The organism is Microbulbifer pacificus (genome assembly GCF_033723955.1).
GTDB lineage: Bacteria > Pseudomonadota > Gammaproteobacteria > Pseudomonadales > Cellvibrionaceae > Microbulbifer > Microbulbifer pacificus.
Map to the genome: position 1 here is coordinate 3,587,014 of NZ_CP137555.1, position 20,500 is coordinate 3,607,513.

Annotated in this window: 15 protein-coding genes; 3 read left to right on the plus strand and 12 right to left on the minus strand. The window is 57.4% G+C overall.

Annotated elements, in window-relative coordinates:
• Positions 1-15: 15 nt before the first annotated feature.
• The 7 genes from R5R33_RS15290 to purM form a co-directional block, all read right to left on the minus strand.
• Entirely contained in the window at positions 16-810 is a 795-nt protein-coding gene (locus R5R33_RS15290; protein ID WP_318953565.1) for an ABC transporter ATP-binding protein, read from the minus strand.
• 33 nt (positions 811-843) lie between these two features.
• Positions 844-1,836, minus strand: a complete 993-nt coding sequence (locus tag R5R33_RS15295) for an ABC transporter permease (protein ID WP_318953566.1) — start codon at positions 1,834-1,836, stop codon at positions 844-846.
• A 36-nt stretch (positions 1,837-1,872) separates the two neighbouring features.
• Positions 1,873-3,255 (minus strand): CmpA/NrtA family ABC transporter substrate-binding protein, encoded by a 1,383-nt coding sequence (locus R5R33_RS15300; RefSeq protein ID WP_318953567.1) that lies wholly within the window; start codon positions 3,253-3,255, stop codon positions 1,873-1,875.
• 651 nt (positions 3,256-3,906) lie between these two features.
• Complete coding sequence (locus tag R5R33_RS15305) at positions 3,907-5,385, minus strand: OmpP1/FadL family transporter (RefSeq protein WP_318953568.1); 1,479 nt, start codon at positions 5,383-5,385, stop codon at positions 3,907-3,909.
• A gap of 231 nt (positions 5,386-5,616) precedes the next feature.
• Positions 5,617-6,483 carry a DUF3108 domain-containing protein gene (locus tag R5R33_RS15310; protein ID WP_318955747.1) on the minus strand — a complete coding sequence of 289 codons (867 nt, stop codon included), beginning with the start codon at positions 6,481-6,483 and terminating at the stop codon, positions 5,617-5,619.
• Positions 6,443-7,120: a phosphoribosylglycinamide formyltransferase gene (purN, locus tag R5R33_RS15315; protein WP_318953569.1), complete on the minus strand. Its 678-nt coding sequence runs from the start codon at positions 7,118-7,120 to the stop codon at positions 6,443-6,445. Before purN ends, R5R33_RS15310 begins: the two co-directional genes overlap by 41 nt.
• 6 nt (positions 7,121-7,126) lie before the next feature.
• On the minus strand, positions 7,127-8,179 hold the full coding sequence (gene purM / locus R5R33_RS15320; RefSeq protein WP_318953570.1) for a phosphoribosylformylglycinamidine cyclo-ligase: 1,053 nt from the start codon (positions 8,177-8,179) through the stop codon (positions 7,127-7,129).
• A 218-nt stretch (positions 8,180-8,397) separates the two neighbouring features.
• On the opposite strand from purM, the gene R5R33_RS15325 reads away from it, so the two are divergent.
• The 3 genes from R5R33_RS15325 (at position 8,398) to sodC (ending at position 10,929) form a co-directional block, all read left to right on the plus strand.
• Positions 8,398-9,495 carry a DUF2066 domain-containing protein gene (locus R5R33_RS15325; RefSeq protein WP_318953571.1) on the plus strand — a complete coding sequence of 366 codons (1,098 nt, stop codon included), beginning with the start codon at positions 8,398-8,400 and terminating at the stop codon, positions 9,493-9,495.
• Between the two features lie 2 nt (positions 9,496-9,497).
• A complete protein-coding gene (hda, locus tag R5R33_RS15330; protein WP_318953572.1) occupies positions 9,498-10,250 on the plus strand; it encodes a DnaA regulatory inactivator Hda in 753 nt (250 codons plus the stop codon).
• Between the two features lie 130 nt (positions 10,251-10,380).
• Positions 10,381-10,929, plus strand: coding sequence for a superoxide dismutase [Cu-Zn] SodC (gene sodC, locus R5R33_RS15335; protein ID WP_318953573.1), 549 nt, complete (start codon positions 10,381-10,383; stop codon positions 10,927-10,929).
• On the opposite strand, the gene R5R33_RS15340 is transcribed toward sodC, so the two are convergent.
• From R5R33_RS15340 to R5R33_RS15360, 5 genes are all read right to left on the minus strand, one after another.
• The gene (locus R5R33_RS15340; protein ID WP_318953574.1) at positions 10,923-12,263 is read right to left on the minus strand and encodes a catalase family protein; all 1,341 of its coding nucleotides are present in this window, start codon (positions 12,261-12,263) and stop codon (positions 10,923-10,925) included. The genes sodC and R5R33_RS15340 overlap by 7 nt on opposite strands.
• Positions 12,260-14,308: a di-heme-cytochrome C peroxidase gene (locus R5R33_RS15345; protein WP_318953575.1), complete on the minus strand. Its 2,049-nt coding sequence runs from the start codon at positions 14,306-14,308 to the stop codon at positions 12,260-12,262. The genes R5R33_RS15340 and R5R33_RS15345 overlap by 4 nt, the downstream gene beginning before the upstream one ends.
• 136 nt (positions 14,309-14,444) lie before the next feature.
• Positions 14,445-16,349, minus strand: coding sequence for a DUF885 domain-containing protein (locus R5R33_RS15350; protein WP_318953576.1), 1,905 nt, complete (start codon positions 16,347-16,349; stop codon positions 14,445-14,447).
• A 229-nt stretch (positions 16,350-16,578) separates the two neighbouring features.
• Positions 16,579-17,964, minus strand: coding sequence for an alkaline phosphatase (locus R5R33_RS15355; RefSeq protein WP_318953577.1), 1,386 nt, complete (start codon positions 17,962-17,964; stop codon positions 16,579-16,581).
• A gap of 122 nt (positions 17,965-18,086) precedes the next feature.
• A complete protein-coding gene (locus tag R5R33_RS15360) occupies positions 18,087-20,306 on the minus strand; it encodes a TonB-dependent receptor (RefSeq protein WP_318953578.1) in 2,220 nt (739 codons plus the stop codon).
• Positions 20,307-20,500: the final 194 nt, after the last annotated feature.

Below are 20,500 nucleotides of genomic sequence, written 5' to 3' on the forward strand. Positions count from 1 at the left end.
GGTTCCTGTTTCTGATTAATTGAAAAATTGTTTGCTGTGGCGCTCGTGGAGGAATTTGAGTACCTGTGCCCGGTACTGGTTGTATTGCGGATCATCGGCGAGCGCCAAACGGTGGCGCGGGCGCCCGAGCTCAACGTCGAGAATTTCGCCGACAGTGGCGGCGGGGCCGTTGGTCATCATCACAATGCGATCGGATAACAGCACCGCTTCATCCACATCGTGGGTGATCATGATCACTGTGTTGTTCAGCTCCGCCTGGATTTCCATCAGGGAATCCTGCATATGCGCGCGGGTCAGGGCATCCAGGGCGCCGAAGGGTTCATCCATCAGCAGCACCTTGGGTTGCATGGCCAGTGCGCGCGCGATACCGACACGTTGTTTCATTCCGCCGGATATTTCCCCGGGGCGCTTGTGCATGGCGTGGCTCATGTGTACCAGTTCCAGGTTGTGCTCGATCCAAGTACGCATTTCTGCCCTGGTTTTGCTGTTGCCGAATACCTGCTTTACCGCCAGTTCGACATTTTCATAAGCGGTGAGCCACGGCAGCAGGGAATGATTCTGGAACACCACCGCGCGCTCGGGGCCGGGTTCGCTCACTTCCTTGCCGCTCAGGATGACGCCGCCGCGGGTGGCCTGGTACAGCCCGGCCACCACGTTCAGCACGGTGGACTTGCCGCAACCGGAGTGACCAATCAGGGATACAAATTCCCCCTGCCGAATTTTCAGGTCCACATCGCGCAGGGCGGTAAAGGGGCCCTTGGGCGTGGGGAACTCCATATCGATATGGCTGATGTCCAGAAGTACGCTCATTGTTCCGCTCTCCAATGTGAATATGTGGCTGGGTTACTGGTTGCTGCTCTTGTCCCAGGACACCAGCTTCTGCAGCATCAGCATGCCGCGGTCGAGAAGAAAACCGATAAATCCGATGACCAGTACCGCGGCCATGATGCGGGCGAGGGAATCGGAGCTGCCGTTCTGGAATTCATCCCACACGAATTTACCGAGTCCCGGGTTCTGTGCCAGCATCTCGGCCGCGATCAGTACCATCCAGGCGACGCCGAGGGACAGGCGCATACCGGTAAAAATCATCGGTACCGACGCGGGCAACACGATTTTTTGTACATGGCGCAGGGCCGGCAGGCGCAACACTTTGCTCACGTTCACCAGATCCTGATCGATACCGGCAACGCCTACCGCAGTGTTGATTACCATCGGCCACAGACAGCAGAGCGTCACCGTGATCATGGAGTTGAGGAACGACTTCGCCACCAGCGGATCGGGACTGGTGTAAAGGGCTGATACCACCATCGTCACCAGCGGCAGCCAGGCCAGCGGCGAGACCGGTTTGAAAATCTGCACGATCGGATTGACTGCACTGTTCAGGGTTTTGCTGAGCCCGATGGCAATGCCCAATGGAATGGCAATCGCTGCCGCCAGCAGGAAGCCGCTCATCACCGTTACCAGGCTGGTGCCAATCTGGTCGACGAACGTTTCCTTGCCGGTGTAGGCGCGGATTTTCGGCTCGTAGCTGGGATCTGCCGCGAGCCGTTCTGCGTTACGCACTTCCTGACGCTGGTAAAAAGCGTGTTCCTTTTCCCGCGAACGCTGGTGTTCACCATACAGCGCCTTGAACTGTTCCATTACCGCAGCGGGACCGGGAAATTTTCCCAGCGAAGTATCGATATTCTGTGCAGTCACCGACCACAGCAGCAGGAAGCCGAGCATCCCCAGTAGTGGCAGTGCCACCAGACGTACGGCGCTACCGAGTAAATTGCTTTCCAGTTGCGGCAATCGGAAGCCATAAAACTTGCCCGTATTCACTGTCGTGCTGTTCATACCTGCTACCTCGGGGTTCGTGTTGGTAAATTCCGGTTAAAGTTTCTGGCCGGACTTAAGGCCGATAGTAAACTTGTCGATGTACTCGTTGGGTTTGTGGCCGTTGTAGACGATGCCGTCGATAAAATGCGTCTGCGGATCGCGGAAGCCGTCTTCGTTGGCGAAGTCTGGGAACTGGTCTGCGCGAGCCAGCTTGTCGGCGACCAGAGATTGGGCCGCGGCCTGGTAGATATCCGGGCGGTACACTTTCGCGGCCAGTTCCTTGTACCAAGCATCAGATTTGTCGTCGGGAATCTGGCCCCAGCGGCGCATCTGCGTCAGGTACCAGATGGCGTCGGAGTAGTAGGGGTAGGTGGCGTTGTAGCGGAAGAACACGTTGAAATCCGGCACTTCGCGCTTGTCGCCTTTTTCGTACTCGAAGGTGCCGGTCATGCTGTTGGCGATCACATCGTAGTCCGCGCCCACATAGTTGGAACGGGACAGGATCTTCACCGCTTCCGGTCGGTTTTTATTGTTGTTTTCATCCAGCCACATGGCGGCGCGGATCAGCGCGCGGGTGATGCGCACCGTGGTGTTCGGATACTTCTCCGCGAACTCGCGGGTGATGCCGAACACTTTTTCCGGGTTGTCTTTCCAGATCTCATAGTCGGTTACCACCGGCACGCCAATATTCTTGAACACCGCCTGCTGGTTCCATGGTTCGCCCACGCAATAGCCGTAAATGGTGCCGGCCTCCAGGGTTGCGGGCATTTGCGGCGGTGGGGTGACGGAAAGCAGCGCGTCGGCATCGATCTGGCCGGAGATGTCACCCTTGTGTGGTGCGTAAAATCCCGGGTGGATGCCGCCGGCAGCGAGCCAGTAGCGCAGTTCGTAATTGTGGGTGGATACCGGGAATACCATACCCATATTGAACGGTTTGCCGTCGGCCTTGTATTTTTCCACCACCGGCTTGAGGGCATCGGCCTTGATCGGGTGTACCGGTTTGCCGTCCGCCTGCGTGGGGATATTTGGTTTCATCTGCTCCCAGATGGCGTTGGAAACGGTGATCCCGTTGCCATTCAGGTCCATGGAAAACGGAGTGATGATGTCGGCTTTGGTGCCGAAACCCATGGTGGCGGCGATGGGTTGGCCCGCCAGCATGTGTGCGCCATCGAGGCGGCCGTCGATTACGCCGTCCAGCAATACTTTCCAGTTGGCCTGGGCTTCGATGGTGACGTAAAGTCCCTCGTCTTCAAAAAAACCCTTTTCGTAGGCGATGGCGATAGGCGCCATATCCGTGAGTTTGATAAAGCCGAAGGTGAGTTCCTCTTTTTCCGGATAGCCAAGTTCTGCGGCATAGGCTGACGTCATGCCGGCGCCGAGTCCCGCAGCCAGTGCCAGCATTGCGGCCAGTTTTTTGAAGGGCGTTTTCCAGTACATGGGTGTCGTGCTCCTGCTCTCAAAGTGATTCAGAATTGGTCTTCGAAAATTTTGCGCAAAAAAAAGCGCTCACCGATTCCCTGCAAACGGGGCAGGATCGGTGAGCGCCTCTGCTCAAGGGCAAACGCCTTGGCGTTGCCAGTCTGATTGTTATCCGGGCTTAAACTGCGCCCGGTAGGTCAACGGAAATGAGTGGCCACAGTTGCCGGGTCATTTCGGTGCGGATAAGAGTTTCCGCATTTATCTGTCGCTTTGCAGACTCTGTGCCAATTTTTCACAGCTGGATCATGATTGGCGCCCCAATGAATTCTGCAGGACGTTGTGGCTGTGTCGCGAGAATAGTGGTGGGAATGCGGCAACTTGTTGAATTTTCGACAGGTTTTTTTCGCTGGCTTTGCTGTGCTTGCCCCAGCGGAGCTCCGTTTCAGTATTTTTCGGAGGCTTTGGTGCGGTGGGATTTCGCGACAGGCTGGTTTATACAGCTGCGCTTACTGTCGCGGTTACTGCATCCATTTCGGTGCGTTAGCGAGAACGGAATGGTGCATGCGCTGTAAATAAGCACGGCCGGATGGCGTCAGGTAAAAACAAAAAAAGGGCCGGGCGCTGGCGCCCGGCCCTTTTAATCGGGTGAGTCAGTGATCTACAGCGTGATCAGAAACTGTAGTTCAGGGATGCACCCACCAGCCAAGCCTCGAGGTTGGTGGTGCCACCATTGAAGTAGGTACCAAGTCCAGCGGTGGGTGTCAGCGGCAGTGCCTGGAACTCCTGAATCGGCTCGTCGTCACCCCACAGGTATGCCAGACCGGCGTCAATGCTCAACTGGTTGTTGAACTTGAAGGTGCCGCCAAAGGTCACCCACTGACGGTCTGCATCCGGGATGGACAGGGTGCGCCAGGTAACCGGCAGGCCAAGTCCGCCTCCCAGGCCATATGCTGCTGATTCTTCGATGCCGTCGTGGTTCAGGCCATCGCGCGCCGCGCCTTCGTCATAGGCGTAACCGACACGCCAGGTGACTTCATCACAGGGGTAGTACTCCAGGCCCAAGCTGTAGCGCCAGCCGCTCTGGAAGTTCTCTTCCTTGATGTGCAGCGGGTTGTAGTCCGGAATCGGAACGCCGTCGATGCGCTGGTTCGGGAAGTAGGCCTCCAGGCGCTCGAAGTCATTCCAGTCGGTCCACAGGGCGCCAAAGGCAATGCCCCAGTGCTCATCGAAGCGGTGATAGATACCCAGCTCTGCGATATCCGGCAGATCCAGGGTCAGGTTGGCCCGCTCGTTGTGGAAAGTGCCAATGACATTGCCGGCATTGTCGTATGCGCGAAGCAGATCGGAATCCACATCTGCCTCAATTTCCGGGTCAAATTCGGACTGGTAGGAAAGGGCAATACGAGTGCGGCCGTCGACACTGCGCCACAGCGCACCAATGCTCCAGCCGTAATCCCAGTCGTCGCCATCGGCATCAAGAAGTTTCGCGTTGGATACGGAAGTGCCCAGCAGCTGTTGTGCGATAGGATCGAGCACAAAATTATTCGGCACTTTGCTCTTCAGTGTCGCGTCCGCATACAGGAAGTTGACGGATACTCCGATGCTGAATTGATTGTTGTAATCAAATGCCACAGACGGGGCGATATCCACGCTCAGCAGCTCGGTTTTGTCGGCAATATGGGTAACCGGCCAATCGGAGTCGAAATCGGTTTCGAGGCCGTAGTCGGTATTGATCGCCAGACCGAATGACCAGCAGTCATTGAATGGAACTGCCAGATAGGCATTGGGAACAGCAGCGCTGGTTGCGTAGTCATTCGCCTCTGCAAATACCGAGGCCGCGAGTGTCGGACCGGCTGGGGTCAGCAGGTAGTAGTCGGTCGTGCCTGCGGCATCAATTTCCGGGTTTACATAAGTTACACCGACGGAAAACGCCATTTCGTTGAACAGTGCGGAGCCTGCCGGGTTGCGGGCGAGAATGGCTGCGTTGTCGCCAATGGCGTTTTCAGCCGCGAAAGCACGGCCGAGACCGGAGCTGCTGGATTCCTGAAGTCCAAAGCCTGCAGCCATGGCGCCGCTGGAAAAAATGCCACTGGATGCGGAACAGATTGCCGCAGCCAGCGCGGCTCTACGCAGAATTTTGATAGTCATGAGGTCCCACTCTATTGCTGAAATTAGTGCCGACGGGAGAAAAAATGCCCTGGTCTGGCAGAGAAGCATTTCCAGAAATGGTTTTACTGAAGCAAACAAATTCCCAGTTGTTTGATTCTAGCAGTGCGATTTTTACTCACGTGGAGAATGCGGCGACTTTATAGTGGCCCTAAGCGGAAAAATCTACGCCTTGGCGTAGATTTTTGTAGAGATGTGAAAAATTTTTTCGGATTATTTTTTTGCGCTGACTTCTTTACCGTCGATGGATAATTTTGTCAGGGTGATTTGGTAGCTTTTGCCATTATCTTCCTGCTGCATAAGCTTCACCAAGGCGTAATTCCACTCCGGTGCAAACCAGATATTGGTGACGCGTTCTGCATCCTCGCCACGCACACGTTGCACCTTGATGGTTTCGATCAACCCCATTGGCGTTTTTAGTTTTTCACTGCCGGTAATTTCAAATTCGTATTCGCGAATTTTCTTGCCGTCCGCTACCTGGTATTTCAGTGGTGATTTGCCATTGGCGACATCGATGGCCAACTGCAGCTGGTAGCTGATCTTGTCCTGAATATTTCCCGGTGCGTTGTCGATACTGAGGGATTTGTCGTACACATTGATCACGCGGGTGGCGTTGTCTTCAAAACTGAGTGCGGTGTGGCGATCTTTGCCGAGGCCGGATTTCTGGTAATCGTAATGTTGCGGAACAAGCCGCAACCCCTGTTGGGCGAAGCGGGAATACTCCTCGATTTTGGCAAACATGGAGTGGGCGGAAAAATCCAGGCGCCAGCTGCTGGGGCCGCCATTGAGCTTGCGCTCGGCAGTGACGCCGAAGCCGCTGAACTCTGCCCTGTACGTGGCAGTGAAGGGAATAAGTACTTGGGGGGGAGGGGTGGCGCTGGTGCCTTGCTGGGCGAAACCGGGAGCGCTGGGTATCAGCGCAAAAACAAGCGCAATAACAATTGCTGAAAAAGCGTTGAATGCTGCGTAACGAGACAAGATTCCACCTCCGGCCTGTAATTCTATTTCCATAGTCCAGGCCGGAAGTGTAACCGGCCTGTCAGTCGAGACGCTTGCCGCTGCGGGGCAACAATTCCCCATCCAGCTCAACGCGGTCGCCGACCATTTTGAGCCGCCCCTGGGCAAACCAGCTGGCGGCCAGCGGATAGATCCGATGTTCCTGCACCAGTACCCGATGTGCAAGTGCCTCGGCGGTATCGCCAGACTCAATGGGTACCGCCGCCTGCACGATAGGCGGGCCGCCATCCAGTTCTTCGGTAACGAAGTGTACCGTGGCGCCATGTTCGCTGTCTCCAGCATCCAGAGCGCGTTGGTGGGTGTGCAGGCCCTGGTACTTGGGCAGCAAAGACGGGTGAATGTTCAACAGGCGTCCGCTGTAGTGGCGCACAAAGCCCGGAGTGAGGATGCGCATAAAGCCCGCCAGGATCACCAGATCCGGGCGGTAGGCATCAATCACCTCAATCATGGCCTCATCGAAGCTTTCGCGGTCGGAGAAGTCCCGATGGCTCAGGACTTCGGTGGTGATACCGGCATTCTTGGCCCGGGTCAGGCCGTAGGCATCTGCCTTGTTGCTGATCACCGCTTCCACGGTGTAGTCACAGGCGTCATCCGCCGCGGCATCGAGAAACGTCTGCAGGTTGCTGCCGCTGCCGGAGATCAGGACTACGGCGCGGCACTTGCCTGGCAGGTTGGCAGCGAGTTCGGTGGCTGTCGACATGGAGGTTTAGAGTCCCGCCAGCTCGACGGCTTCACCGCTATTGCCGGCTTCGATGCTGCCGACGATAAAGGCCTCTTCACCCAGTTCTTGCAGTCGGGCCAGTGTCTTGTCCGCTTTGTCGGCGGGTACGCAGACCACCATGCCCACACCGCAGTTGAAGGTGCGGTACATTTCGCGGCCTTCGATGTTGCCCGCTTCCTGCAGCCAGCGGAATACCGGCGGTAGCTCCCAGCTCTTGGTATCGATCACGGCGCGGGTGTTTTCTGGCAGCACGCGCGGCAGGTTCTCCAGCAGGCCGCCACCGGTGATGTGGCAGAGGGAGTTGACCTGCACTTCCTTGATCAGGGTCAGCAGGTTCTTCACGTAGATGCGGGTGGGGGCCATCAGGGACTCGGCCAGGGTTTTACCTTCCAGGTCCTTCTGCAGGTCGGCACCACTGATCTCCAGCACCTTGCGGATCAGCGAGTAGCCATTGGAGTGGGGGCCGGAGGAGCGCAGGGCGATGAGCTTGTCGCCAACCTTTACCTTGCTGCCGTCGATGATGCCGGATTTTTCCACCACGCCCACGCAGAAGCCGGCGAGGTCGTAGTCGTCGCCTTCATACATACCCGGCATTTCCGCGGTTTCACCGCCCACCAGGGCGCAGCCGGACAGTTCACAGCCTTTGCCGATGCCACCCACCACATCTGCGGCGATGTCGACGTTCAGCTTGCCGGTGGCATAGTAGTCGAGGAAAAACAGCGGCTCGGCGCCAGCTACCACCAGGTCATTGACGCACATGGCAACCAGGTCGATACCGATGGTGTCGTGGATGCCCAGGTCCATGGCCAGGCGCAGTTTGGTGCCCACGCCGTCGGTGCCGGAGACCAGCACCGGCTCTTTATAGCCGCTCGGCAGCTGGCAGAGGGCGCCAAAGCCACCCAGTCCGCCCATCACCTCCGGGCGCGAGGTGCGCTTGGCAACATGCTTGATGCGCTCAACCAGAGCGTTACCCGCGTCGATATCAACGCCGGCATCTTTGTAGCTGAGGGAGGGAGAGTTGGGCTTGGAGTCGCTCATGGTTCAACCTGTAAGGGCCAGTTTCGAAGGGCGCGTATTCTAGTGGAAAAAGTACACATTGTGCGAACTGAAGGCTGGGAGAAATAGCCGACACTGATACAATAGCCGGTAATTGGCTGCCGGGAGGTGACTCCCAATCCGCAGGTCCGCCGTGAGCGGCCTCCTGCTGGCCGCGCAGTCACACGCAAAAACATAAGAGGTAAGGGGACTGAGAACCGATGCCATTAACGACGAATTTCCGTATGGTGCTCTGTTTCTCGCTGTTACTGGCGGCAATGATGCTGGCATTGCCGTCTTCGGCCAGAGTTTTGCCCGATTTATACGAGATAAGTGAAGCGGTTGCCAGCCGTGGAACCTCCGACCGCGCCGATGCCACGGTGCGCGGCCTCGGGCGGGTATTTGTGCGGGTGACCGGTGACCAGAATATTGTCAACGACCCGAAACTGGCGCCGGTGCTGGAGCAGGCACAGAAGTACGTGCAGAGCTATCGTTACGACAGTGACATCAATCAGCTCTTCCTGAACCTGACCTTCGACCCCAAGGCGGTGAATGATCTGGTACATCAGCTTCAGTTGCCCCTGTGGCCCAACAACCGTCCCGGCACCCTGGTGTGGATGGCGGTGGATACGCTGCAGTCTGGCCGCGATACCCTGCGCCAGGAAGATTATCCGGAGCTGTTCGGCCTGCTCGACGGTATCGCCCAGGAGCGCGGTCTGCCGCTGGACTTCCCGGTCATGGATCTCAATGACCAGCGCAATATGCCGCTTGGCAGCCTGTGGGCGCAGGATGAGGCTGCTGCCCAGCAGGCGGGTGTGCGCTACCGCCCGGATGCCACGTTGATGGGACGTCTGCTGCAGACCTCCGCCCAGCGCTGGCAGGCCAACTGGCTGCTGATTCACGGTGGTCGCAGCTATGCCTTCGATGCAGAAGGCAGCTCGCTGGAAGAGGTCGCCCTGCGCGGTGTGAACGAGGCCGCCAACCGCATGGCCGAGCGCTATGCCGTGCGCGCCAGTGGTTCCGGTGTTGCCAGCGCGGTGCTGGTGGAAATCGCCGGAGTTCGCAGTTTTACGGATTACTCCGAGGCCACCAGTTATCTGCAGGGGCTGGCCCAGGTCAGCAGTGCCGATGTACTGGCGGTGAATGGCGATCGCCTGACCCTGTCTCTCACCACCAGCATTCCGCTGGAAAATCTGCGTGATGTGCTGTCCCTCAACCGCAACCTGCAACCGGCGGGTGAAGATGGACTGGTGGATCTCTCCGGTTACCGCGCCCCGATGGGTAGCGCGCAAAATCCGCTTCGCTACAGCTGGCACTGATCGTGGGGGAGAGTAATCAATCCGGTGGCGTTCCACAGCAGCTCTCGCTGGGAGTCTCCCTGCGGGATGACGCCACTTTTGCCAATTTTTTCCAGTCCCGGGATGAAGGCGAAGGTCTGGAGGGGAGCAATCGCCAGATTGTCGGCCTGTTGCGGGCCTTCGCCAGTGGCGACAACGCCGAGCCGTGTATTTATATCTGGGGGGAGTCTGGCAGTGGGGTAACCCATCTGTTGCAGGCGGTGTGCCAGGGTGCAGAGAGTGCCCGGCGCGGTTTTCAGTATCTGCCGCTGGCGGATCTGATCGACAGCGACCCGGAGGGGACCGTCGAGGGGCTCGAGTTCCTCGACCTGGTGTGTATTGACGATTTGCACCTGATCGAGAAGCGCCGCAACTGGCAGACGACACTGTTCCACCTGTACAACCGGCTGCGCGATAGCGGCCGTCAGTTACTGATTGGTTCGCGCAAATCGCCCCGCGGTCTGAAGCTTGAACTGGCGGACCTGCAGTCGCGACTGCAGTGGGCCCTGATTTTCCAGCTGCACCCGCTGAGTGACGACGACAAGCTGGCGGCACTGCGCCAGCGCAGCAAACTGCGTGGCTTTGACCTGCCGGAAGATGTGGCGCACTACATTCTCCATCGGGCCCCGCGGGACACCCGCGCGCTGTTCGCCTGCCTGGAGCAGCTTGACCGCGCCTCGCTGCAGGCGCAGCGCAAAATCACTATTCCCTTCGTCAAACAAGTTCTGAATATCTAGGTTCAGACTCGTCTTGTACCAGGCCGGCGCAACCGCCCGGCCTTTTTGGCATTTGCTTCTACACTGTATTCGTTAGCGTGAATTAATACGCCGGCTGCCCGCGGTCGTCGGTGTGTAGTGGAGGAGACTCATGTTCCGAATTTCCAGGTTTGCCAAGCGCTGTCTGATCCACGGGGGTGTCGCCGCCGCGCTGGCGGGGGCTGCCGCATTTACCAGTGCGGAAACCGTGGTGAGTGTATTGAAGCTCGACAGCAAAGGGGTCGGCACGATGCTGGGCACCGTCACTATCACCGAATCCAAGTACGGCCTGGTATTCACACCCAATTTGAAGGGTTTGCCCGACGGGGTTCACGGTTTTCATTTGCATGAAAACGGCAGCTGTGAAGCAGGGGAAAAGGATGGCAAAAAGGTAGCTGGGCTGGCGGCGGGCGGTCACTATGACCCACTGAAGACCGGCAAGCACGATACGCCCTGGGGGGATGGCCACCTGGGCGATCTGCCAGCTCTTTTGGTAGATTGCGACGGTTTGGCAACTACGCCAGTACTGGCCCCACGCCTGAAGATGTCCGACCTCAAGGGGCGCGCACTGATGATTCACGCCGGTGGCGACAATTATTCAGACCAACCGAACCCCCTGGGAGGGGGCGGTGCGCGTCTTGCCTGCGGGGTAATTCAGTAATGGTTTTCCGCTAGCACACCACTGTCGACACCATAGCCCTGGCACTGGCTGCTCACAGCCTTGTCGTCCGCCGGGTTGAAGTGCGCATCAAAACACCGCGGCAGGGGCCAGCTCGGCTTGTAGACATTCAGCCCCTGTTGCGGTGTGCACTTTTGCGTTTCTCCCGGCACACACCAGTCTGTCGGCTCCCGTTGCGGTGCGTCGTTACTGGTGTGGCGGAAGTCGGAAACGGCGTGATACGCCAGTCGTCGCGCCCGGTTCAGGCTGCCCAGCGGTTCCCACTCGCCCACCCCGCGCCAGGGGTTCATCGACAGATTTTCACAGAACGCCCACTGTGCTTCGCTGGTAAAAGTTTGCGGCGGGATATGGATGCGCGCGACGGGAATAAATGGTGAGTCCTTTTCTTCCCAGATCACGGTGGCGTCATCCAGCGGTGTCTCCGCACTGATGTTGCGCGGCTGCACCAAAAAATCGAAACACGCGCTGCCAGACTGCAAGCTGTCGGACAGTTGTTCGGTGAGAAAATTTTCTGCGTTTTGATCAACCGTGATCGGGTAGTCGGCACCGGGGCATGGGCGGCTGGCAAATTTGAGTTGGGTATCGCCGAGGCGGTAGGGGAGAATGGAAAAATACGGTTCCTGCAGTGGTGTGTCTATGGTGGATGACACGGTCTGCGCGCCGCGTATCATCTGTTTCAGGTGCAGTCGCGGCGGCCACAGACCGAAAAACCAGCCGCGTTTGTCGAGCCGCGCCAGGTACTGCATGTTCTCCACGTAGTCGTGGATATTGCGATTGAAGAAGGCCTGATTGTTGGCCATCAGGAAATCCTGGGTGGCGCTATCGCCGAGCTCGGGCGCAATCGGCACGCCGTCCACGCCCATCAATTTCACCGCCATACCGCGCGCATCTTTCTCCCCATCCGCCTGCACCAGCATATCGCCGTTGGAAAAGCGTATCCACGCCGGGTAGCGACGCCCGGGTTCGGCAAAGACGCTGTGGCGGAATTGCGCGGGAATATCGCCGTTCACTTCAAATTCTGCGCGCACACAGCCGGTTGCCTTGGCGTGGGCGTCGCGGCGGAACTCATCGCCGTAGCGTAGACTATTGTGTTTCTGCGCCGCGCGGGAGACATCGCGTGCGGTCTGCATGACGGAGGCGATGGCTGCACGCTCCTCACTGGAAATATCCATTCCCAGTTGTTGGATGCTCGCATCCAGTGCGCTCAGGGTATCTGAATGATCTTGCGGATTCTGTCCGGCCAAGCTGGCGCTGGCGCAAAGTGACAATCCCAGTACCAGTGCGGGAGTAAACTGCCGGGGAGATTTACGCATCATTGCGGCCTTTCCTCCTGTGCCAGAACATTCGCCGCACCGGGGCGGAACCTGTCACACGCCAGCTCGCCAAGTGTGTTGGCGGGAGCGGCCGGGTATTGGTTCCAGTTCTGCGGGTCACTGCCTAGAGCGTCGCTGAAGTCCGGATTACCCATCACCTTCAGGTATTCGATCAGCGCCATGCGCTCGCCTTCACTCAGGCGCTTGCCGATGCGGCCGGCAATATCCGTATCGGTAAACAGGTGACCGCTATTGCTGTTGCCCGTTTGGGCGGTGTCGAACTCGAAATTGCCCGGCAGCAAGTCGGTGACATAACCGAGCTTTTGCGGGTTGTACTCGCGATGACCGACACCGAACCGGACGGGACGTGCTTCCAGTGGCGATAGCAGGTCGTAAATACTGGGCACCGAGCCGTTGTGCAGGAATGGCGGTGTTGCCCAGACACCGTGCAGTGGACGTGCCTTGTACGCCGGTTTGTTGACGATACGGAAGGGGACATTGAGTCCGTCGTAATCGGCAATGCCATTGCCGTCACTGGAAATACCGCGGCTTTTATATAGCACCGGTACCAGCTCGTTCAGCAGCAGCTGCAAACCGTTGCCAGCGTTGACCAATCTGCTATCCGCGTCGCCTTCGCTAACTTGGGGCAACAGCGGACCCGCATCGTAGGTGTGATCCATATAATTGCGTGCCGCAGTGGGGTCCGTGCCGATCACCGCGATATCAATCCACGGAACGGACCACATCGATTCGCGCCAGTCTTCGCGCACCGGGCGATTTTCTTCATCGTAGGAAACCTGCCCGGCCATATCCCACTGCCAGTTGGTACTGCGTTGGTTTGATGGATTGTCTTCCGGGCCGCTGGCGAGTGGCCAGACATAGGGTTTCGATATATGCGGGCCGTGGCAGTGGGCACACTGGTCTGCAAACAGCCCCTTGCCCTGGCGGGCGCGGGCGATGTCGATTTCGCCCAATATGTCTTCCGGCCACTTCGGTGGCTTCAGTTTGCGCAACGTTGTTTCTATACATTGCATGCCTTCCACATCGATGGTGGATTGGCCGAATTCTCCCTCTGGCAGTAGCTGGCCATCGTCGTCCACAAGCTTTACCGGGGCCATCACACCGAGGCTCTCGCCGACATTTCGAGCCATGGCCTGATTGGTAAAGCCGGTGTACTGCACCCAGTCGAAACGCCAGATATCCCACAAAAATGGATAACTGACCGGTGCATTGGCAACCTTGTAGTTTTCCTCGATATTCAGGTTGTAGCCGAACACCACATTGCCAATGCGGCCGACGGCATCGGTGCGGCCACGGCCCTCGGTAGTTGGAAAGAGTTTCGGTTGACCGGGACCCTGGGAGAAATCCCACACTTCGCCCACATAACGTGTGAGGTCCTGCCGCAGCTGATTGCGCGCAGCGGCGTTATCCCCGGCGATGCGGTCGGCGAAGCGCGCCCATTTTTTCGGGTTGACCAGGGTTTCAATCGCAGCGGCATTCAGGGTGACGATAAATTCCCCCGGCCCACTGGTGGATATGCCCTGAATGGCCTGGCCACCGTCCACCCGCAGCGCGGTGCCTTTGTAGTGCAGTTCGCCGGTGTGACAGAGGGCGCAACCGAGGTCGAGACGCTCGCTGTTGTCCTCCGTATTGACGTGCTTGCCCATGCCCACCGGATGCAGCCCCGTACTGTTTTCCCGGGAAAGGTTTTCTCCGTCCACGATAAACCCCCAGCCGCGCAGGTTTTCCGCACTGGCCAGTGTCTCTTCGGAAAACGGCAGTTCCAGTGCGGACAACCACTGGTAGTGAAGGCCCTGAAGTTCGGTGCCCTGGGGCGTGGAATAGAAAAGTTCGCGATCTTCCCGGGTCCAGCCCTGGTCGAGATAGCGCACCTCGGTGATGTGTTCGCTGGTGATGTTAGGGGCGAAATATTGCCGGGCGATGGAACAGCCGGTAAGCACGGCGCCGGTGGTGATGGCGAGCACCGCAACCCCACGGCGAATGCGGCGAACAGCAAAATTTCGCCGCAAAGACTTTTGAAAATCCATTTTGAGTCTTTCGTCGGTTAGCTAGTTTGTGGCGGGATTGTAAATGGCGGGGGCGAAAAAACAAAAGCCGGGCATGGTTGGCTATTATGCGTTTCCATGCCCGGCCTGTGATCGTAATCAGGGAATGTCCGGAAAATCAGTTACCGCTTTTGGTTTCCTCGATCCATTCATTCACCAGTTCTTCCAGCACGTCCAGCGGTACAGCCCCGTTCGCCAGTACCACATCGTGGAATTGGCGAATGTCGAACTTGTCCCCCAGTTCTTTTTTCGCATGTTCACGCAGCTCGACGATTTTCATCATGCCGATCTTGTAGGCGGTTGCTTGGCCGGGCATGACGATATAGCGCTCAATGGCCTTCTGCACATCGCCGGGCGGGTTCGGAGTGTTTTCCGCCAACCACTCGATGGCTTGCTCGCGGGTCCACTTCTTGCTGTGAATACCGGTGTCCACCACCAGGCGCCCCGCGCGCCACAGTTCCATGGCCAGGCGGCCAAAGTCGGAATAGGGATCTTGATAGAAACCGATTTCCTTCGGAACCAGCTCGCTATAGAGGCCCCAGCCTTCGGTGTAGGCGGTGTAGCCGCCGAATTTGCGGAAGTTCGGAACATTTTCCAGCTCCTGCATGATCGAGAGCTGCATATGGTGCCCCGGAATGCCCTCGTGGTAAGCGAGCGCTTCCATCTGGTAGGTGGGCATACTGCTCATCTTGTACAGGTTGGCGTAGTAGATACCGGGGCGCGAGCCGTCCGGAGCAGGGCGCTGGTAAAACGCCTTGCCGGCCGATTTTTCGCGGAATGGCTCTACCGCCTTCACGGTCAGGTCCGCTTTGGGCTTGGTGATAAACAATTCGTCCAGGCGACCCTTCATGGTATCGATGATCGCGGTGGCTTCTTTCAGGTAGCGCTGTTTACCCTCTTCGGTTTCCGGGTAGTAAAACTGCGGGTCGGTGCGCATGAATTCGAAGAATTCCTGCAGGCTGCCTTCAAACTTCACCTTTTTCATGATCTCGCGCATTTCTTCGTGAATGCGCGCTACTTCTTCGAGTCCTTTCTGATGGATCTCGTCGGCAGTCATGTCGGTGGTGGTATAGACGTTCAGGCGGTGCTGATAGAACTTGTCGCCCTCTGGCAGCTTCCAGGCACCATCATCGCTGGTGGCTTTTTTCTCCAGCTCGGCCAGATAGGCGTTGAGGGTTTCGTATGCCGGTTTCACATTTTCCAGCATGGCGGTTTTGGCTTTTTCAATCAGCGCGGCCTTTTCCTCGTCGCTGATATTGAGTTTTTCCACCTTGCCCTTGAAATCGGCGTACAGCGTACTGTCTTTGCCAACGTCATAGGGGGCGCCGGTGATCAGGTTTTTGCCGTCGCTGATCACGTAGGGGAATACAAACTTGGGCACGATAACGCCGGCGTCCGCGCGTTCCTTCAGGTTTGCAGCCAGCTGCTTGAAGTGCTCCGGCAGTGCGTTCAGGCGAGAGATATAAGCCTCGGCATCGGAGGCGTCGTCGATGCGGTGCTGGTTGATGAGCAGCGAGGCGGCACTGGTGTGGGTGGCGTACATCTGGTTGACCGGGTAGGTGTGCAGCCGCCAATGGTAGCCCTCGATATCCTGTTCCAGATTGCGGATGGCCAGTTCCAGTGACAGGCGGGTGGCATCGTCCAGCTGGTTCGGGTCAATTTTTTTCAGCTCTGCCAGCTGGCGTTTGTGGATCTCATAGGTTTCCTGTTCGAACGCCGGTGAGAGGTCGTCCCACTTGTCATAGCCGTCCTTCATGCCGAGGAAGGTCTTGAACTCCGGGCTGCGCTTCAGGTGCGTCTGGAACTGATCTTCGAAGAGCTGATTGGTGCTGGCGATGACTTCCGGGTTGCCGCCCTGGCCGTTCTCGCTGGATTCCACAGCATCTGTCGCTGCTATCTCAGCACCCGCTTGCGCAGCGGTAACCTGTGATTGTTGCTCGTCGGTATTGCGGGGGTCCCGGTCGCAACCTGCCAAGGTCATTGTGCTTATGGCGGCGGCCAGCAGGGTAGTCTTCAGCTTCATGTACTTTTCTCGGCTTGGATGAATGGATCGCTATAAGCGCGATAGCAAATGGGCATTACAGGGTAAAACGTAGAAAGGCGATTATGCTAATGCAGGAAATGGATGGGGACAAATCGGGCAGATAACGCGGGGCGGGTTGCTGTTATGGTGGTGGCCAATTGGCTACTACTAGAGGCAGATCGCCAGTTGCCTGCGACCTGCCTGTCAATCCCAGGTAAAAATCAAACCATTACAGTAGTAAATGCCGGAGAATTAGCTGAAATACCTGCGGCTGGGTGATAACACCATTCAGCGCGTTGCCGGGCTGTTGGTTCATCAATAGTGGGACCTGTGTACCCGAGTGCTCTTCGATCAGTGCATCGTTGGTGGCGTAATTGACTCCGAGCAGGCTGCCTTCGGGAGTCTCGATAGCGGCTAGGCGGCCGATACTGTGAGCACCGGGGAAACCCTCAAACATACTTGGATAAGGCACCAACTGTGCGGCCTGGCCGTGATCAGCGGTGACCAAGATTAAGGTGCCCGGGTGTTTGGCGGCAAACTCAAGGGAGGCCTGTAGAGCTTCTTCTAGCTGCTGGACTTCACCGATGCTACCGCAGGGGCGACGCTCATGGGATTCCTTGTCTATGGAGGCGGACTCGACCATCAGGAAAAAGCCCTTGTCGCTTCTCGCTCGCAAATGTCCGAGGGCGGCTTCGGTCATGCTTTTCAGCGAGGGGGCCTGTGTGGAGCTCGGATTTACTACACAGGTCACTGGTTGCGGCTCTGCAGTTTCGCCTTCAGCCACAGTGAGAAACGCCGCTGGCTGTTGGTTGCTGCTGTGCAGGCGCACAGGCAAGTCCTTGGGGGCGAATAACCCCAAAACTTTGTTCTGATTGAACGGGCGTTGCAACGCGCTCGGGCTGTCAATGATCTGAAATCCGTTGGCCGCCGCTTCCGCGAGAGGGTGGGTGTCGCCCTGATTTGATTTGGCGAAATATTGCCCGCCGCCACCGAGAACGATATTGACGTTGCCTCCTGCGATCTGCTCGGCAATGGAGCCGGGGCCGCCATTTGCCCGAATATCCCGCTCACAGCTTTTGAAAAAGCCGGCGTAGGGTCCTTGTGCAATCATTGTGTCCGGACTCTGGCAGCCGCGATTGCTGACATGGGCCAGAAAGGACGCGGGTGTAGCATCGGTTACGCTGGCCGTGGTGACAATTCCCGTCGCCAGCTGATTGGCCGCGGCGAGCTCGACGATGGTTTGCAGATCGCGATCGTCTTTGGCACTTGTGGCGATGCGACCGCGGCTGGTGGTCACCCCGGTGGCAATGGCGGTGGCGCTGTTGGCGGAATCAGCCACATACACCGGTCGCTCCGGTTGCTGCTCATCGATGGTCAAAACCTGTACCGCACTGCGAACCGGAAGATTGTCCATAGTCAATCTGCCGTTGGCTCCCTGAAGATAATTGCGTGCAATGGTGATCTGATGATCGTCCATGCCATCGCCGATCAGCAGGATGACGTTGCGTGTGGATTGCTCGGCCATACCGGAAAGCGGTGCCGCCGCGAGCAAAAGTAAGAGAAGTCCTTTCACAGCCTGTGAGCCGCGATTGCAGGACTTGAGATTACGAAACATAAAAATCTCCTAAAAAAAATCCGGCGATGGGCACGTGCCCATCGCCGGGTCCCGCGATCCAGCCGCAGCTGCTTACTAGCGGGAAAGTGCGATGACGAGACGAGAATCCGGAAATCAGGTTTCTACCAGTGATATTGGAAATTGACACCGTAGCTGCGTGGGAAGTTATAGCTATGTGCAATCTGGGTCAGGGTACTGCGGTAGTTGGTCGCAAAGCGTTCATCTGCCAGGTTGCGCCCCCACAACGCCGCAGACCAGGTCTCATCCGTGGAGGAAAGTTGCAGTCTCGCGCCGACCAGGTCGTAGTCATCGATCTGATAATCAGGATCATTCTCCAGTGTCAGGAAGGTCGTGTCGCTGTAGGTGTAATCGACAACCGCCGCCATGCTCAGGCCAGCGGAAAGATCCCATTCATAGCGGGCCAACACGTTGAACGACGTCTCCGGCGCATTGGGTACGGAATTGCCTACCATCATCGCGACTTCATCCGGATCGGGCGAGTTCCACTGCTCGATACTTCCATCCAGCATGGAAAGCCCGGTTTTGATGTCGAGGCCTTCCAGCGGCGCCCACACAAGCTCCAGCTCGCCACCGGTAATTTCCACCTTGCCGGCATTTGAGCGGATGGTTTCCGTCAGGCCGCCGGGCAGCTCGATCAGAATTTCCGCCTGCATATCATCAAAGTCGTAGTAATACAGAGCGCCGGTCAGTTGTAGAGTGCTTTCGACCAGGGTGGACTTAAATCCGGTCTCGTAGGACCACAGGATTTCCTCACTGAACGGCAGGGTTGCGATATCGTCCAGAATGGTTGAGCCATCGAAGCCACCGGATTTGAATCCTTTACTGATGGACGCGTAGATCAGGGTGCTGTCTGTCGGCATCCAATCAAGTGCGATTTTTCCAGAAATATCGTCCGCCTGGTAACTGCGATCATAGCGAATTGGTAGTGGGTCGGCGGCGACGGCCTGGGCCCGGCTGATGCCATAGGGGTCGTTGTCGCGGGTCTCGCCCTTAAGTCGTTTGTCTTCTTCGGTGTAACGCAGGCCAGCCGTCAATTTCACCGCATCGCTGACATGCCACTCCGCTTGCCCGAACACAGCCCAAGAGTCTCCAGTCTGAACATAATCAATGGTGGCAGTGGAAAGCAGCAGGTCTGTCAGATTCAGTGTCTTGTCGAAATCCACCTCTTCCGTCATCCAGAAAATACCGCCAATCCACTGAACCGCGCTGTCGTCTGCTGAAGTTAACCGAAGTTCCTGGGTCATCTGATGAAGGTCGTCATTGAAACTGACGTCGAGAATGCGCAGCGGACTGCCGTCGCTGTCCAGCATCTGACGGTCCAGGGATTCGTAACCGGTCAGTGAGGTCAGCGTCGTTCCGCCAAGATCCCAATCAACTTTGACAAAGCCACCGAGTTGATCCGCGTCGATGTTCGGTGTATCGCTCAGGAATATTTCATCTTCACTGCTGGACTGGAATCCCATCAGAGGTTCGCCATCAGGAATGGCGTAGCCCCACTGTTCTGATTTATCACGACTACCGTGGAGGTTCATCGATACGTCGACCGTATCTCCCGCCTGCCAGTCGACACTACCGCGCCAGGCCAGGACATCGCTGCCACCCCAATCGTCATCCGGTGCGATGGTTGCGTTGGGGGGGATCACGCCGGGAACGCGGGTGAAACCACTGGCTGCGCCGGTGCCCATATTCTTTTGGTGGCCGTCTGAGGTCATGCTTTTCACGGCAAACCGGCCGTTGATATTGTCGGCCATCGCACCACCGACCGCGGCTTCCATTTCCAGGGTATTGAAATTTCCGTAATCGATTTCAGCGTAGGCCTCGAAATCTGAGGTCGGCTTGTTGGTGATAAAGTTGACACTGCCAGCAGTGGTGTTGCGACCAAACAGGGTACCCTGCGGTCCTTTCAGCACCTCGACACGCTCCATATCAAACATCTGAAAGCTGAGGTAGCCGTTGGAGCCCAGGTACACTTCGTCGATGTGTACTGCGGCGGAAGGTGCGTTATTGGTGTGGTAATCATTCAACCCGATACCGCGGATCGCAATGACCGGGTTACTGTTGCCTACCGTGTTGCGGATTTCCAGGCCCGGGGTGTGTTGTGCCAGGTCAACGGCCTGTTCGATCCCCAGTTCTTCAAGCTGGTTACCGGTAAATGCGGTGACTGCAATACCGACATCCTGCAGATTCTGCTCGCGTTTCTGCGCGGTGACCGTGACCTCTTCCAGTAATAGATCTGCGCTAGCAGGCAGGGCAGCGCCTGCAGTCAGCAGGGCGATGGCAAGGGCGGTGCGTTGTGGGCGAAACGTGTGTGACGATTTCATTGGCTGCTCCGAGATTTATTATTTTATGAAGCGGGCTATATCCACCACGGTCGGTTGAGCAATTTTCTTGTTCATACCGGACGCAGGGTGGGGCCCAATCGACTCTCTCAACCTATTACAATGTAATAGGGTTGCTAATAGATCATAACGATAGGAGGGCGTCAATGGGTCGCATTGTGGCCGCAAGGTGGAGG